The organism is Nocardioides sp. Root140 (assembly GCF_001426745.1).
In the GTDB taxonomy this organism is placed as follows: domain Bacteria; phylum Actinomycetota; class Actinomycetes; order Propionibacteriales; family Nocardioidaceae; genus Nocardioides.
In genome coordinates, this window is the sequence record NZ_LMFI01000010.1 from 1 (window position 1) to 15,568 (window position 15,568).

General features: G+C 69.2%; 14 protein-coding genes. 5 read left to right on the plus strand and 9 right to left on the minus strand.

Annotation, left to right across the window (positions count from 1 at the left end; all coding sequences use genetic code 11):
- Window positions 1-209 precede the first annotated feature (209 nt).
- From ASD30_RS10475 to moeZ, 4 genes are all read right to left on the minus strand, one after another.
- Window positions 210-1,424: an IS4 family transposase gene (locus ASD30_RS10475; RefSeq protein ID WP_056681165.1), complete on the minus strand. Its 1,215-nt coding sequence runs from the start codon at window positions 1,422-1,424 to the stop codon at window positions 210-212.
- 144 nt (window positions 1,425-1,568) lie between these two features.
- The gene (locus tag ASD30_RS10480; protein WP_156393619.1) at window positions 1,569-2,975 is read right to left on the minus strand and encodes a hypothetical protein; all 1,407 of its coding nucleotides are present in this window, start codon (window positions 2,973-2,975) and stop codon (window positions 1,569-1,571) included.
- A gap of 101 nt (window positions 2,976-3,076) precedes the next feature.
- Complete coding sequence (locus ASD30_RS10485; protein ID WP_235532564.1) at window positions 3,077-3,973, minus strand: hypothetical protein; 897 nt, start codon at window positions 3,971-3,973, stop codon at window positions 3,077-3,079.
- 111 nt (window positions 3,974-4,084) lie between these two features.
- A complete protein-coding gene (gene moeZ, locus ASD30_RS10490) occupies window positions 4,085-5,302 on the minus strand; it encodes an adenylyltransferase/sulfurtransferase MoeZ (RefSeq protein ID WP_056681172.1) in 1,218 nt (405 codons plus the stop codon).
- A gap of 244 nt (window positions 5,303-5,546) precedes the next feature.
- Here moeZ and ASD30_RS10495 point away from each other — a divergent pair, with 244 nt between their 5' ends.
- The 4 genes from ASD30_RS10495 to ASD30_RS10510 all read left to right on the plus strand — a co-directional run bounded on the left by ASD30_RS10495 (window position 5,547) and on the right by ASD30_RS10510 (window position 9,157).
- Entirely contained in the window at window positions 5,547-7,811 is a 2,265-nt protein-coding gene (locus tag ASD30_RS10495; RefSeq protein ID WP_200951138.1) for an immune inhibitor A domain-containing protein, read from the plus strand.
- 181 nt (window positions 7,812-7,992) lie between these two features.
- On the plus strand, window positions 7,993-8,574 hold the full coding sequence (locus ASD30_RS10500) for a TetR/AcrR family transcriptional regulator (protein ID WP_056681179.1): 582 nt from the start codon (window positions 7,993-7,995) through the stop codon (window positions 8,572-8,574).
- A 63-nt stretch (window positions 8,575-8,637) separates the two neighbouring features.
- A complete protein-coding gene (locus ASD30_RS10505; RefSeq protein WP_056681182.1) occupies window positions 8,638-8,859 on the plus strand; it encodes a DUF3107 domain-containing protein in 222 nt (73 codons plus the stop codon).
- Between the two features lie 28 nt (window positions 8,860-8,887).
- Window positions 8,888-9,157, plus strand: a complete 270-nt coding sequence (locus tag ASD30_RS10510) for a GlsB/YeaQ/YmgE family stress response membrane protein (RefSeq protein ID WP_056681186.1) — start codon at window positions 8,888-8,890, stop codon at window positions 9,155-9,157.
- Between the two features lie 98 nt (window positions 9,158-9,255).
- Here ASD30_RS10510 and ASD30_RS10515 read toward each other — a convergent pair whose 3' ends face one another.
- The 3 genes from ASD30_RS10515 to ASD30_RS10525 form a co-directional block, all read right to left on the minus strand.
- Window positions 9,256-10,821, minus strand: a complete 1,566-nt coding sequence (locus ASD30_RS10515) for an MDR family MFS transporter (RefSeq protein WP_082563750.1) — start codon at window positions 10,819-10,821, stop codon at window positions 9,256-9,258.
- Complete coding sequence (locus ASD30_RS10520) at window positions 10,818-11,354, minus strand: MarR family winged helix-turn-helix transcriptional regulator (protein ID WP_056681189.1); 537 nt, start codon at window positions 11,352-11,354, stop codon at window positions 10,818-10,820. The genes ASD30_RS10515 and ASD30_RS10520 overlap by 4 nt, the downstream gene beginning before the upstream one ends.
- A 115-nt stretch (window positions 11,355-11,469) precedes the next feature.
- Window positions 11,470-12,171 (minus strand): ferritin-like fold-containing protein, encoded by a 702-nt coding sequence (locus ASD30_RS10525; RefSeq protein ID WP_056681191.1) that lies wholly within the window; start codon window positions 12,169-12,171, stop codon window positions 11,470-11,472.
- Between the two features lie 189 nt (window positions 12,172-12,360).
- On the opposite strand from ASD30_RS10525, the gene ASD30_RS10530 reads away from it, so the two are divergent.
- The gene (locus ASD30_RS10530; protein ID WP_056681194.1) at window positions 12,361-13,761 is read left to right on the plus strand and encodes a DEAD/DEAH box helicase; all 1,401 of its coding nucleotides are present in this window, start codon (window positions 12,361-12,363) and stop codon (window positions 13,759-13,761) included.
- 169 nt (window positions 13,762-13,930) lie between these two features.
- On the opposite strand, the gene ASD30_RS10535 is transcribed toward ASD30_RS10530, so the two are convergent.
- Together ASD30_RS10535 and ASD30_RS10540 are read right to left on the minus strand one after the other, a co-directional pair.
- The gene (locus ASD30_RS10535; RefSeq protein WP_056681196.1) at window positions 13,931-14,653 is read right to left on the minus strand and encodes a L,D-transpeptidase; all 723 of its coding nucleotides are present in this window, start codon (window positions 14,651-14,653) and stop codon (window positions 13,931-13,933) included.
- Window positions 14,654-14,660: 7 nt separating this feature from the next.
- Window positions 14,661-15,440: a ParA family protein gene (locus ASD30_RS10540; RefSeq protein ID WP_056681201.1), complete on the minus strand. Its 780-nt coding sequence runs from the start codon at window positions 15,438-15,440 to the stop codon at window positions 14,661-14,663.
- Window positions 15,441-15,568: the final 128 nt, after the last annotated feature.

Here is a 15,568-nt window from a genome sequence, read left to right on the forward strand (position 1 = left end):
CAATACCGTTCAGTTAGGGCGGAGTTACCGTGTAGGTCGGTAGGCCCTTGGGCTGGGGCCAGGTGGCGTGATGGGCGCGTTTGACGTGCCACTTGACGTACTTGCGCTTGATGACTCGGGGTGCCGAGCGTCGTCGTCGGGTGGGGTTGAGTCGACGCAGGAGGCGGCGGAGGAAGTCCAGCCAGGCGGGGCTGTCGCGGCCGTGCTGGTCAGGGGGGAAAAGCGCCCGGGTGGGCGAGGGTCTGGCGGGTGATCCGGAGCGCGGCGACGAAGCTGACCCGGTCCGGATCGTGTCCGGAATGGGTGGCAGCCTCGGCCATCAGGGAGCGGATCGCGAAGTGACAGCACAGGTGGCCCCAGATCTCCTGGAGGACCAGGTCCGGCGACTTCGACCGCAGCACGGTGCGTGGTCCGCGTTGGTGGGTCTTGAGTTCGTCGAAGGTCAACTCGACCTCCCACCGTTGGGTGTAGCCGGCAGCGAGATCGGTCGCGCACACCTCGTTCGGATCCAGCAGGGTCGTGAAGAGCCGGTAGGTCTCAGGGTTCTCCCGGCCGTCGTCGATCGTGTAGTCGATGACCCGGACCAGGATCGGCTCCGCACGCCGCGCCGCAGCGGAGTGCGTCTGCTGCAGGTGTGCCAGCCAGGAACCGTCGGGAAGATCCTCGATGTGCGTCGGCTTGGGCCCGGACTTGTCGGTGCGGATCCGCCACAACAGATCGGCGCCGGTCGCGGCCGCCTTGCGCCACAGGGCGTAAGAGAAGAACCCGCGATCGGCGGTCAACAGCATCCCGGGCTCCAGTTTGGCCAGCAGCGGCTCGGTGAGCGTGGCCTCGGACGCGGCGTAGACGCCGATCTCGGCCGCGAAGACAGCGTGGGTGCCACACTCGGCCAACGCGACCACCCGTGCCTGGGGGAACGCGGCCCGCTCGCCCTTGTTGACCCCGGGACGCCCGAAGTGCTCGTGGTTCGCGGTCGTGTCGGCGACGTCGAGACACATCCCGTCGATCGCGACCAGCCGTCGGCCAGCCAGCCACACCCCCGGCGTCGCGTCCGTCCCTATCGGCTTGGCAACCCGCTCGAACAGCGCGGCCAACGGCTCCGCGCCCAGCCGCGCGCGGGCTTGGAAAATCGCGGACTTGCTCGGCGGCGTGTACGTCTCGGTCCAGCCCGAGGCCCACGACAACCCATCGGTCAACTGAGCCAGCACATCCTCATAGGAACCCTCGGAGTACAGCGCCATCCCGATCGAGAAGTAGGCCATCACCCGGGCCGGCAACGACCGATGACGCTGCTCCGTCCTACCCACCTCCGCGATCACCTCATCAACCAGCTCCGGCGGGAACACCCGCGTCAGCACACCCACCGACACCAGGTCCGACAATCGGCGCTCGGTCTCAGGCTTCTTCCATCCAGCTCTCGGCATACCACCAAACTACACCGATGTGATCTTAACTGAACGGTATTGNACCAGGTCCGACAATCGGCGCTCGGTCTCAGGCTTCTTCCATCCAGCTCTCGGCATACCACCAAACTACACCGATGTGATCTTAACTGAACGGTATTGGCTCTAGCCGCGCACCCAGTGGTAGTCCCACGTTTCGGAGTCCTCGTCGATGTCGAACACCGGGACCACGCGCTGGCTCCCACCCGTGAAGGTGGTGATCGTCGGTCCCTGCACCGTGGTGGAGGCGATCAGGCTGCCCTCGGGGGCGATCGTGATCGGGTTCTGCTCGTCGTCAACGGACACCACGACGCCGGTCCGGGCGTCGGCCAGGGCAAGATCGGTGAAGCCGTTGTCGTTGCGGAACGGCGCCGCCCGGTAGCGCCCGTCCAGGTGCTCGACACCGTCCGCGAGGGCGGCGAGCTGGGCCAGGTCACCGCCGACCGGACGGGCCACGCCGGTGCCGGGCGCGACCGCGACCAAGGGGAAGCGGCTCAACGGTGCCGTGCGACCGGCCGTGGAGAACCACCACCCGGCAGAGTCGGCCAGTTCGAGCTGCATGCCACGGACCGCGCGCATCTCGGTCAGGCGCGTCCCGGACAGCCGGTACCAGCCCGGCGCCTCGTCGTCCCCGCGACGCAGGAGGCCCGACGGGTCCTGGAGCTCGAGTCCGTCGACCGCGCCACGCACCGGGCTCTCGCGACCGTCCCTGCCCACGAGCACCAGGCCGGTCCCCCGGTCGACGAGCGCGGAGCGGCCCACGACACCGAGTACCGTGCCCTGTTCCCGGCCGACGCCGTCCAGCTCAGCCGAGGTGTCGCCGAGCCGGAGGCTCCCCTCCACGGAGGTCGCGGCCGTGTGACCGTCCGCCGAGAAGCTGATCTCCTCGAGGTCGTCGGTCGGCAGCTCGACCGGCGTCGCGATCGGCTTGTCGAGGCGGAGGGCGACCAACGCCCCGTCCTCGTGCCGTTCGAGCACCATCAGGTCACCGGTGCGCGCGACCACCTCGGCGGGCCCACCGACCGGGGTGTCGACCGTCTCCGTGTCGCCCGTGAGCACGTCCTGCACCGAGACGAGCTCCTCCGGCCCGGGCTCGTCGGACGCCGCGGACCCGTCGGACGCATCACCCTGCGTCTCGGTGCGCACGGCCAGGCGCTGGCCGTCCTCCAGCCGTGACGGGTCTCCGTCCAGTCCGTGGATCGTGTCGACGGAGCCCTCGGAGAGATCGAGGTTCCAGATCGTGTCGTCCCCGAAGAAGCTGACCGTCCCCGGCACCGCCTGCCGGATCACCGCGTGCTCGGGCAGCGTCACCTCGTCGACGACCGTGCTCTCCCGGTCGACGACGTACGCCGTCCGGCCGCCGTGCACCACGGCGTACGTCGTGTGGCCGGCGCCGACTCCCTGTCCGGCCGTCACGACCGGACGGCCGGGGTCGCCGCACGCGCAGGCGGGCTCGTCACCCGTGCACGCGACGACGCCGAGCAGCGCCCCCACCACCGTCAGTCGGGTCCCGAGAAGCGTCAGAGAATTCATGGGGGTACGACGTACGACGAGCAGGGGCGGTTCCGTGGCCGGACACGACACGGCCCCCACCCGGTGCTCGCCGGGCGGGGGCCGTGACGTGGGTCAGCGGGTCAGAGCACGGGCTCGAACGGCTCGGTGCCGGGGACCAGCCGCAGGCCCGGGATCCCCGAGTGCTGCTGCGCATACGCAAGCTCGCGGGACAGGTCGCCGATGTTGTTCGACAACGGCAGCGGCGCCAGACCGAGCGTGGAGAGCGTGCCGACCGCCTTGCCCTGCGCGTCGAGGAACGCGCTGCCCGAGTCACCGGGGACACCGGGGGTCAGCGTGTAGAGCGGGTGCGACCAGCCACCGTCGGCAGCATCGTCGCCGAGGCTGATCCCGGTCTTGGGCGAGAGCAGGGTGATGCCGCCTCGCAGGCTGGAGTTGCCGTAGGAATAGACCTTGTCACCGGTTGCGGTGCCGGTGGTGTTGATGCCGACCGGGCCGCCCCAGAACGGCACCGACGGGTTCACCTTGGCCACGTCGGGGGCGCTCACCTTGACCAGTGCCAGGTCGTTGTAGGCACACGTGTTGGCGTTTGTCTCCCCCACGGCGTGCATCGTGTTCCAACTGCTGTAGGCGATCGTTCCGGTGCCCACCTGGGTGCCCTCGGAGATCAGGCTGCCCCCCTCGTTGAAGGTGACCTTGGTGCCCAGTGGAAGGGTCCCGGCGTCGCAGCCGTTGGTGTCGGTGGCCTCGCCGGTGCCCGAGCAGTGGGCGGCCTGGCCGAGATAGACGTTGCCGGCGTCGTCGGTGAAGACGAAGTTGGCGGTGCACTGGCCGCCCGACGTGTAGGTCTGGACGCCGGGGTGGATCGCGGCGGTCTCCGCCGGGGCCCAGGCCTGGGCGGTGGCCGCAGAGGTGGCCGCCTGGGCAGGCATCACGGTGACCGCCAGGGCGACGGTGCTGGCTGCTGCGACTGCGCCGACCATCAGGCGAGTCGGGGTGAACTTCGGGGTGAAACGCATGAGATGCGTCCTCCAGTCGGTGTGTGGGAGTCACTGCACCAACGACCCCCGGCCCGAAATGGTTACGACCCCATGGCCCGATCGGGCCATGGGGTCGCTGGGGTCGACCGGTCAGTAGGTCGGCTGGCTGGGGTCGATCTGGTTGACCCAGGCCACCACGCCACCACCGACGTGCACGGCGTTCTCGTAGCCGGCACCCTTGACGATCGCCAGGCACTCGGCCGACCGGACGCCGGACTTGCAGTGCAGCACGATCTGCTTGTCGGAGGGCAGCTGCTCGAGCGCGTTGCCGTTGAGGAACTCGCCCTTCGGGATCAGCACCGCGCCGGGGATGTTGTTGATCTCGGCCTCGTTGGGCTCGCGGACGTCGACCAGCAGGAAGTCGGCGCCGCCGCTCTCCTTCTCCTTGATCATGTGCTCGAGCTGGGTCACCGAGATCGTCGAGCCGACGGCAGCGTCGGCCGCCTCCTCGGAGATCGCGCCGCAGAACGCGTCGTAGTCGATCAGCTCGGTCACGGTGGCGTTCTCGCCGCAGAGCGCACAGTTGGGGTCCTTGCGGACCTTCAGCTTGCGGTACTCCATCTCGAGTGCGTCGTAGATCATCAGCTTGCCGACCAGCGGGTCGCCGATGCCGGTGAGCAGCTTGATGCCCTCGTTGACCTGGATCGAGCCGATCGCGGCGCAGAGCACGCCGAGGACGCCGCCCTCGGCGCACGACGGGACCATGCCCGGCGGCGGGGGCTCGGGGTAGAGGCAGCGGTAGCAGGGCGCCTCGGCCGACGTGCCGTCCTCCTTGACCGCGTGCGGCCAGAAGACGGACGCCTGGCCGTCGAAGCGGTAGATCGACCCCCACACGTAGGGAATCTTCAGGAAGTACGCCGCGTCGTTGACCATGTAGCGCGTGGCGAAGTTGTCGGTGCCGTCGAGGATCAGGTCGTAGCCCTCGAAGACGCCGAGCACGTTGTCGTTGTCGAGGCGGCCCTCGTGGATGACCACGTTGACGTGCGGGTTGATCTCCTTGATGGAGTCACGCGCCGACTCGGACTTCGGACGACCGATGTCGGACTGGCCGTGGATGACCTGGCGCTGGAGGTTCGACTCGTCGACCTCGTCGAACTCCGCGATGCCGATCGTGCCGACACCGGCGGCGGCGAGGTAGAGCATCGCCGGCGAGCCGAGGCCGCCGGCGCCGATGACGAGCACCTTGGCGTTCTTGAGGCGCTTCTGCCCGGACATGCCGACGTCGGGAATGATCAGGTGCCGGCTGTAGCGGCGGACCTCGTCGATGGTCAGCTCGGGGGCTGGCTCCACGAGCGCGGGATAGGACACGGGGACTCTCCTCGGACGGCAATTGTGCTGACACCGGTGCAACGCAACGTACGACGTCCATGTTCCCTGCGGCCGGGTCCGAGCCCGGTCACGTCCCGTCATCCGGACGGGGACGAAACAACAAATTTTGCGCCAGCCTCTTGCGTAGACGACAAGAAAAGGACGAATGTCCTCTTTGGATCGTTGGTCCCGTCCGCACTCCTGCCGTCGGCAGGAACGGATGCTCCCATCGAAAGGCAGACACGTGAAGAAATTGGCACCCGGCCTCCTGGCCGGAACCGCCGCGCTGGCGTTGAGCATGACCATGCTCCCCACCGGCACAGCCGCACCGAGTCCCAGCCCACAGGCATCTGACTCGAGCGCGAAGACCAAGCACGACAACCGCCCGGGGCCCAAGACCCGCGAGCAGACGAAGCAGCGCCAGAAGGCGCTGGCCATGCTCAGCAACGGCACCGCCACCCTCCGGAAACAGCCCGGCGGCGGCGCCACGGTCGACCTCGGCAACGGCGAGTTCGTCGAGTTCCCGGTCGAGAAGGAGGACAAGGTCTTCACGGTCCTCGCCGAGTTCGGCACCGAGGGGTCCGGCCGCTTCGGCCGCACCCCCGGCCCACTCCACAACGCGATTCCCGAGCCGGACCGCGCCCTGGACAACTCCACTGTCTGGGCACCGGACTTCAACCAGGCCCACTACGAGGAGATGTTCAACGGCGACGGCGAGTCGTTCAAGAACTACTACTCCCAACTCTCCAGCGGCCGCTACACCGCGACCAACACGGTCAGCAACTGGGTCACGGTGCCCGGCAACGCGTCGTCGTACGGCGACAACGCGATCGAGGACGACGGCGGCTCGTGGGCCTTCATCCAGGACAGCCTCAACGCGTGGTACGCCGACCAAGTGGCCGCAGGCAGGACCACCGCGGAGATCGACGCCTACCTCGCGCAGTTCGACGAGTGGGACCGCTACGACTTCGACGGTGACGGCGACTTCAACGAGGCCGACGGCTACCTCGACCACTTCCAGGCCGTGCACGCCGGCGAGGGCGAGGAGGCCGGGGCCGACCCCGACGCCATCTGGTCGCACCGCTGGTTCGTCAACGCCACCGACTACGGCGTGACCGGCCCGACCGTGGGCAGCACGCCCAACCTGTACGGCGGCGCCCGGATCGGCGACTCGAAGTACTTCGTCGGCGACTACACCGTCGAGCCGGAGAACGGCGGCCTCGGCGTCTTCGCGCACGAGTTCGGCCACGACCTCGGCCTGCCCGACTACTACGACACCGCCGGCGGCGAGAACGGCACCGCGTTCTGGACGCTGATGTCCTCGGGCTCCTGGCTCGGGCACGGCGGCGACGCGGACGGCATCGGCAACACCCCCGGCCTGATGGGTCCGGAGGAGAAGCTCTACCTGGGTTGGCTCGACTACTCCGAGGTCAGTCCCGGGGAGTCGGCCTCGATCGGCCTCGGCCCGTCGCAGCACACCTACGACGGCCAGGACCAGGCGATCAAGGTGAACCTGCCCGACGCCTCGGTGACCAACGCCTACACGACGCCTCCCGAGGGTGCCCACGCCTGGTACTCCGGACGCGCCGACCAGCTGAACAACACGTTGACCCGCGAGGTGCCGGCCGCGTCACGCGTCTCCGTCTCCGCCAGCTCGTGGTACCAGATCGAGTCCGGCTACGACTACCTCTACGCGGAGTACTCGCTCGACAACGGCGCGACGTGGACGCAGCTCGGGAGGCCCCTCACCGGCAACTCGAAGGACTGGGCCAGCCTGAAGTTCGCCTACTCGGCCAACGGACAGGCTTCGTTGTTCCGGTTCCGCTACCAGACCGACGGCGGCGTCAACGAGGCCGGCGCGTTCATCGACCAGGTCTCGATCAAGGCCGGGAAGGCCTACTCGTTCGACGACGGCGCCGAGGCCGGCGACAACGGTTGGACCGTGAAGGGCTGGTCGGTCTCCACCGGCACGGAGACCAAGAGCTCCACCCGTTACTACCTGCTCGAGAACCGTGCGTACGTCGGCTACGACGCCACACTGCAGGTCGGTCCCTACCAGTTCTCCGAGGGCGTCACGCGCCCGAACTGGGTCGAGCACTTCCCGTTCCAGGACGGCATGCTCGTGTGGCTGGTCGACAACCGGTACACCGACAACAACGTCTCCGCCCACCCGGGCGCGGGCTATGCCTTGCCGGTGGACGCACGTCCGACGCCGATGACCTTCGGTGACGGCACCATGCCGAGCAACCGTCGCCAGCCGTTCGACGCGACGTTCGGGCTGCAGGCCACCGACGACGTGTGCCTGCACAAGCAGGGAGCCGACGGTACGACGTACGAAGCGTGTGCGCCGTCCTCGCCGGGCATCGCCACGTTCGACGACAGCAACCCCGAGGCCTACTGGAGCGCTGCGAACCCGCAGAACTCCGTGAAGGTGGCCGGGGTCGGGGTCACTGCGACGGTGACCGCACAGCAGGGCGACGTACTGACGGTGCAGGTCGACAACCCGTGACCTGAGCCGATCCATGGTGTCGGCCCCGTCTGCCCGGAATCCACCGGGCGGGCGGGGCCGAACTCATGAGTACGGGTAGGCTTCCGTCGGCGGGCAGGTACCGCCACCGCACCGGAACGAGGAGCATGCATTGAGCAGTGGGCACGACGAACTGGGCGAGGTTCGACCCCGCGGCGGACGCATGCCGCGCAAGGCGCGTCGCGCGCAGCTTCTCGGTGCGGCGCTCGAGGTGTTCGTGGCCCAGGGCTACCACGCGGCGGCCATGGACGAGATCGCCGATCGCGCCGGTGTGTCCAAGCCCGTGCTCTACCAGCACTTTCCCGGCAAGCTCGACCTCTACCTCGCCCTGCTCGACACGTCGTGCGAGACGATCATCGCCAACTGTCGCGCCGCACTGGAGTCCACCGACGACAACAAGCTGCGCGTCGGCGCGACCATGGCCGCCTTCTTCGAGTACGTCTCCTCCGAGACCGGCGCGTTCCGCCTGGTCTTCGAGTCCGACCTGACCAACGAGCCCGCCGTCCGCGACCAGGTCGAGCGGGTCACCCGCGAGTGCGCCGAGATGATCGCCGGCGTGATCCACGAGGACACCGCACTCCCCGACGAGGCTTCGCACCTGCTCGCCGTGTCCCTGGTCGGCATGGCGCAGGTGAGCGCCCGCTACTGGCTCACCGACTCCTCGAGCATCGACCGCGAGGACGCCGCCAGCCTGATCGCCGGCCTGGCGTGGCGCGGCATCCGCGGTTACCCGCTCCAGGACTGACCGCCTGACTGATTGACTGAGCCAGCACCCCCGCAAGCACGCCACAGAGAGGAAGGCCCCGCCATGGAGGTCAAGATCGGCATCCAGCACGCCCCACGCGAACTCGTCTTCGAGGTCGATTCAGACATCGACACCGTCGAGAAGACCATCTCGGACGCCGTCGCCGCCGATGGCGTGGTCGCGCTCACCGACACCAAGGGCCGCCGCGTGATCGTGCCGGCCGCTCGCCTCGCGTACGTCGAGATCGGCACCGGCGTCGCCGGCCAGGTCGGGTTCCGCTCCTGACCGGAGCTTCCTGGCACGAGAGGCAGCCATGGTCACCGAGACACTCTGGGCCCTGATCGGCGGCACCGTGATCGGGCTGTTCGGCAAGGCGGTCGCCCCCGGCGACCGCGACAACATCCCGCTCTGGCTCACCATCATCTGCGGCATCGCCGGTGCCGTGATCGGGTCGTGGGCCTACGGGCAGTTCTTCCCGCAGGCCACCCCCGGCGTCGACTGGTGGCGACACGGCTGGCAGGTCGCCGTCGCGGCGATCCTGGTCATCATCGCCGCCGGGTTCACCGGCCGCCGCCGCCCCTGACCCCCACCCCACCAGCAGTAACGCGGTGTCCTTGACACTGTGCACCCCGCCGGTGGGGTGCACAGTGTCATGAACACCGCGTTACTCGCGTGGGTCGGTCAGTCGATCGCGTTCTCGAGCGAGAGCGGGTCGTCCTTGTCCTGCTTGGCGACCGTGGTGCGCAGCTCGGTGTGCGGCATCCGCCAGACGGCGACCAGCGTGACCAAGGTGACGAACCCGGCGACCACGAAGATGTAGCCGGTGCTGTCGCCGTACGCGTGCCGCACGATGGTCAGGATCGGCTCCGGCAGCGCGTCGAGGTCGAGCGTGCCGCCGCCGGTGGTGTCGTCGGGGACCGGCAGGCCCTCGCCCCGGAGCCCGGTGGCGATGTGGTCGCTGACCCGGGTCGAGAGGATCGCGCCGAGCACGGCGATGCCGATCGTCCCGCCGAGCGAGCGGAAGAAGCTGACCACGCCGCTGGCCGCGCCGATGTCGCGTACGTCGACCGTGTTCTGGACGACGAGCACGAGGTTCTGCATCAGCGAACCCTGGCCGAGGCCCATCAGGATCATGTAGATCGACAGGTGCCAGATCGGGGTGGTGTGGTCGGTCAGGCCCATCAGCATCAGGCCCGCGATCAGCATGACCGTGCCGGTCAGCAGGTAGGGCTTCCAGATGCCGGTGCGGGTGATCAGCTGGCCGGAGACCGTGGCGCCGACCATGCTGCCCAGGATCAGCGGCAGCATCAGCAGTCCGGCCTCGGTGGGCGTGAAGCCCTGTGCCACCTGGAAGAACTGGCTCAGGAACACCGACGTGCCGAACTGGGCGATGCCGACCGCGATGCTGGCGAAGACCGCGAGCGTGGTGGTCCTCTCGAGCAGGATCTTCGGCGGGATCAGCGGCTCGGGGTGGCGCGACTCGACCCGGATCAGGGCGAGTACGGCGACGGCCGCGGGCACCAGGAAGTAGAGGCTCTCACGCGAGACCCAGTCGAAGTTCTTGCCGGCGAACGACACCCAGACCAGCGGCAGGCTGGCGGCCACCGAGATCAGGCCGGCACCCCACCAGTCGATCTGCACCGAGCGGCGGACCTGCTGCAGGTGGAGGAACTTCTGCAGCATGCCCAGGCCGAGGATCGAGATGGGTACGGCGGCCCAGAAGCACCATCGCCAGCCGACGGTGTCGACCAGGAGTCCGCCGATGAGCGGGCCCGAGACGGTGGCGACGGCCATCACGGCGGCCATGTAACCGCTGTAGCGACCCCGTTCGCGGGGCGGGATGATGGAGCCCATGATGGCCTGGGCCAGCGCCATCAGCCCGCCGACGCCGAGGCCCTGGAGGGCACGGGCGCCGAGCAGCTGCGGCACGTTCTGGGCGAACCCGGCGGCCAGGGAACCGAGCAGGAACACGACTCCGGAGACCTGGACGAGCAGCTTCTTGTCGAACAGGTCGGAGAGCTTGGACCAGATCGGGCTCGACACCGTCATCGCCAACAGGGTGGTGGTGACGACCCAGGTGTACTGCGTCTGGTTGCCGTGCAGGTCGCCGATGATCGTCGGCAGCGCGGTGCTGACGATCGTGGAGCTGACCATGGCCACGAAGAGCATCGACATGAGGCCGGTGAGGACCTCGAGGATCTCCTTGTGGCTCAGGTTCGGCTCGGTGCGGGCAGTGCGGTCGGTCATGCGAGTCCTTCTGTGACGTTCGTGGTGGCGGCGTGCGTGGCGCCGGCCTCGGTGGAGTGCGCGGAGGTCGCCGCACGCTGGGCGGCGATCGGCGCGATGCGGTCGGAGATCTCGTCGAGCAGCCGGGCTGCCCGGAGCACCTTGACCTCGTCCCAGTCGGTGAACTGCGCGCGCAACGTGCTGACGTAGGCCGCGCGGAGGGCAGTGAGCCGCTCGGCACCCGCGGCGGTCAGGCTGATCAGCTCGGCCCGGCCGTCGTCGGGGTCGGGACGGCGTACGACGAGCCCGTCGGCGTCGAGGGACGCCAGCTGGCGGCTGATCACCGACGGGCCGACGTTGATCTGTTCGGCGATGAAGCCGGGGCGGCAGTCGCCGTGGTCTGCCAGCACCTTGAGCAGCGTGACGTCGGCGCGCTTGAGGTTGCCCGGGAGCTGCACCCACAGGTGGCCGGTGGTGCGCAGCGCGCGAGGCAGCCGGAAGAGGCTGTGGCTGAACACGTCGAACGCGTCGACGGGCTCCGGATGCTTGACCATGTCAACTATTGTGCACCCGGTTGCTTTCATCAAGCAACTAATTGCCGGGTGACGTCCGCCACCCGGCGCCGGGCAGGAACGCGCGGGAAGGGCCCGCGCGGAGGACCGCGAACGGTCAGTGTGCGAGCCCGAGCTCGGCCATCCGCTCGGCGTGCCGCTCGGTGAGCCGGGTGAACATCCGTCCGATCGCGGCCAGGTCGAGGCCGGGTCGGTCCACTCCCCCGGCCAGCAGGGCCGAGAGGGCGTCGCGCTCGGCGGCCACGCGCTGCGCCTGCGAGAGCGCCTCCCCCATCAGGCGCCGGCCCCACAGGGCCAGTGGGCCGCCCACGCGGTGGTCGGCGGCGATGCCGGCCCGCACCCGGTCGACGACGAACTCACTGTGGGTGGTGCGCTCGAGGGCGCCCAGGATCAGGTCGCGGGTGTCCACGTCGACGAAGGCCGCGATCTCGGCGTAGAAGTCGCGGGCCAGCCCGTCGCCGACGTACGCCTTGACCAGGCCCTCCAGCCAGTTCGACGGGGCCGTGTGCGCGTGGAACGAGTCGACCGCCGCGCGGAACGGGGCCATCGCCTCGAACGGGTCGGCGCCCAGGGACTCGAGGCGGTCCCGGAGGCGCAGCACGTTGTCGAACTCGGCACTGGCCATCGTCGCCAGGGCCACCTTGTCCTCGAGGGTGGGCGCCAGCTTGGCGTCCTCGGCGAGGCGCTCGAAGGCCGAGATCTCGCCGTACGCGATCACTCCGAGGAGGTCGACGACGGCGGCACGGTACGACGGGTCGGCGAAGGCAACGCCCTCGCCCTCGCTCGGGGATTCAGTCATGTCCGCAGCGTACCGATAGACTTGTGGTCATTGCGTGGCGCGACCGAGTTCGCGCCCCCCTCTCGGCACCGCACCGGGACCGGTCCCCAGGGATCGTCCAGATGAACGCAGGTGCCGGCGCATGTGCGCGGCAGATCCGCACTTCGGAGTCGGCCGCACAGACCTACTCACGGAAGTGAACACACGCTCTTGACCACCTTCAGAGAACTTGGCGTCCTGCCCGAGATCGCAGACGCCCTCGAACGCGCCGGCATCGTCGAGCCGTTCCCCATCCAGGAGATGACCCTCTCCGTCGCCCTGCTCGGCACCGACCTGATCGGCCAGGCCCGCACCGGCACCGGCAAGACCCTCGCCTTCGGCATCCCGATCCTGCAGCGCACCGTCGCCGCGCACGACGCCGACTACGCCGAGATGGCCCAGGGCAAGCCCCAGGCGCTCATCGTGGCCCCCACGCGCGAGCTCGCGCTGCAGGTCTCCAACGACCTCCACCTGGCCGGCAGCGACCGCGGCATCCGCGTCCTCACCGTGTACGGCGGCGTGGGCTACGACCCGCAGCTCGACGCCCTCAAGTCCGGTGTCGACGTGGTCGTCGGTACGCCGGGCCGCCTCCTCGACCTGTCCAACCGCAAGGCACTCGACCTGTCCCACGTGAAGTCGGTCGTGCTCGACGAGGCCGACGAGATGCTCGACCTGGGCTTCCTGCCCGACGTCGAGCGACTGCTGTCGAAGACTCCCGAGACCCGCCAGACCATGCTGTTCTCGGCGACCATGCCGGCCGCGATCATCGCCCTGGCCCGCACCCACATGCGCCACCCGATGAACATCCGCGCCGAGTCCGCGGCCGACAACCAGATGGTGCCGGCCACCGCGCAGTTCATCTACCAAGCCCACGACCTCGACAAGCCCGAGATCATCGGTCGCGTCCTCCAGGCCGACGACGCCGACAAGGTCATCGTCTTCACCCGCACCAAGCGTCAGTCGCAGCGCATCGCCGACGACCTGACCGAGCGTGGCTTCAACGCCAGCCCGCTCCACGGCGACATGCAGCAGACCTCCCGTGAGCGCGCGATGACGAAGTTCCGCGAGGACAAGATCAAGGTGCTGGTCGCGACCGACGTCGCAGCCCGCGGCATCGACGTGGCCGGCGTCTCGCACGTCATCAACTACACCTGCCCCGAGGACGACAAGACCTACGTGCACCGCATCGGCCGCACCGGCCGCGCGGGTGCCACCGGCACCGCGATCACCTTCGTGGACTGGGCCGACCTGACCCGCTGGAAGGTCATCAACAAGACCCTCGGCCTCCCGTTCGAGGAGCCGCAGGAGACCTACTCGACCTCCGAGCACCTCTACCACGACCAGGGCATCCCGGCCGGCACCAAGGGTCGCATCAAGGACCCGGAGCCGGTCGAGAAGAAGCCGTCGACCCGTGACGGTGACCGCAACCGTCGCTCCGGTGGTCGCGGCAGCCAGGGCGCTGCCCCGGCCGAGGGCGGCGAGAAGACCGCTGCTCCGCGCAAGCGCAACCGCAACCGTCGTCGCACCCGCAGCGGCGAGACGGTCGCGGCGAACACCACCCAGGCCGACTGACACACACGTCGCCGCTCTTCTCCGGCCCGTCACGAGTTCGCTCGTGGCGGGCTGGTGCCATTTCGGTGACCGGTGCGCAGGACGTTGTGCGGGACGTCCTGCGTCACGGTCGCCCGGGCAGCCGGTGCGCAGGACGTTGCGCAGGACGTGGTGGTGCGGGAGGCGCCGGTCAGATGACGACGACGTCGGTGCCGATCGGGGCGAAGTCCCACAGGGCCAGCGCGTCGTCGGTGCGTTGGCGGATGCATCCGTGTGACTGCGGCGTGCCGAGCTCCTTCTCGCTCTGCAGCGGCTCGCCCCCGGCGTACGGGATGTCGTGGAAGCCGATCGCGGCGTTGGGGCCGTGCGCGAAGCGCACGAACCACTTCATGGTGCCGGAGTCGTCGATGCCCCAGGCCTCCTCGGAGCGCGAGAACACGGCGTAGGAACCGGGCTGGAGGTTGTCGTAGACGCTGCCGGAGACCAGGTAGGTCCGCTCGACGGTGTCGTCCTCGTCGATCAGCCAGACCCGCTGGTCGGTCTGGCTGAAGACCACGCGCTTGCCCTCGCCGGAGTCGGCCGGGACCAGCGTCGGGTCGGCCGCGAGCACGAGGGGGTCCGAGACCTCCTTGGGCCCGGCCACGTCGGTGTTCCGGGACTGCTCGGCCCGACCCGGGTCGGCCTCACGGAGCCCGGCCTGGCCGGACCCCGACTGCCCGGACCCGGACTGCTCGGGCCTCGGGTCCGCCGACGGTGACTGGATCGCACTGCTCAGCGCCGCGGCACCGCTGCCTCGGGTGGGCAGCACACCCGTGCCGCCGAGTACGGCGACGAGGGTGACCCCCACTGCAGCCAGCACCGCGAGGATGCGGCCGTACCTCGGCCGGATCGGTTCGAGGCGATGACGGCTCACGACAGCGTCATTTGTCCTTGCGCAGCTTCACCAGGTTGGCGGCCACCTCGCGGTAGGCCATCGCACCCTTGTTGCTGCGGTTGGTGGAGAGGATCGAGCGTCCGGCGGCCGGGGCCTCGGCGAACTTGATCGTCTTCGGGATCGGCGGCTCGATGACGGCCAGGTCGTAGGTGTCGGAGATCGTCTCCAGCACCGTGCGGGAGTGGTTGGTGCGGCCGTCGAACAGCGTCGGCAGCACGCCCCAGACCTTGAGCTTGCGGTTGGTGAACTTGCGAACGTCGTGCACGGTGTCGAGCAGCTGGCCGACACCACGGTGCGAGAGCGTCTCGCACTGGAGCGGGATCAACACACCCTGCGCGGCGGTCAGTGCGGCGACCGTCAGCACGCCCAGGGACGGCGGGCAGTCGAGCAGCACCCAGTCGTAGTCGACGCCGGACTCGGAGAGGTCGTCGAGGGCGCCCTTGATGACGTGCTCGCGGCCGGTGCGGGTCAGCAGGTCGGCCTCGGCCCGGGCCAGCTCGATCGTGGCCGGCAGCAGGTCGACGCCGTCCTCGGTCGCGATGATCACCTCGGTGGGGTCGAGCCCCTTGGTGAGCACGTGGTGCACGGAGAGCTCGAGGTCCTCCGGGTCGATGCCGAGGGAGAACGTCAGGCAGGCCTGCGGGTCGAGGTCGACGAGCAGGACGCGGTGGCCGAGCTCGGCCAGGGCGGCGCCGAGGGAGGCGACGGTGGTGGTCTTGGCGACGCCGCCCTTCTGGTTGGCGATCGCGAGCGTTGTGGTGGTCATCGTGCTACATCATGCCTGACCGGCCACGGCGTACCGCACAGGCATGCCGACCCCACGACTGGCGAGTCGCCCCCGCCCCGGCACAGTGGGTGTCGCCGGAGGTTCGTCGGGGGTGGCGAACCTCCGGT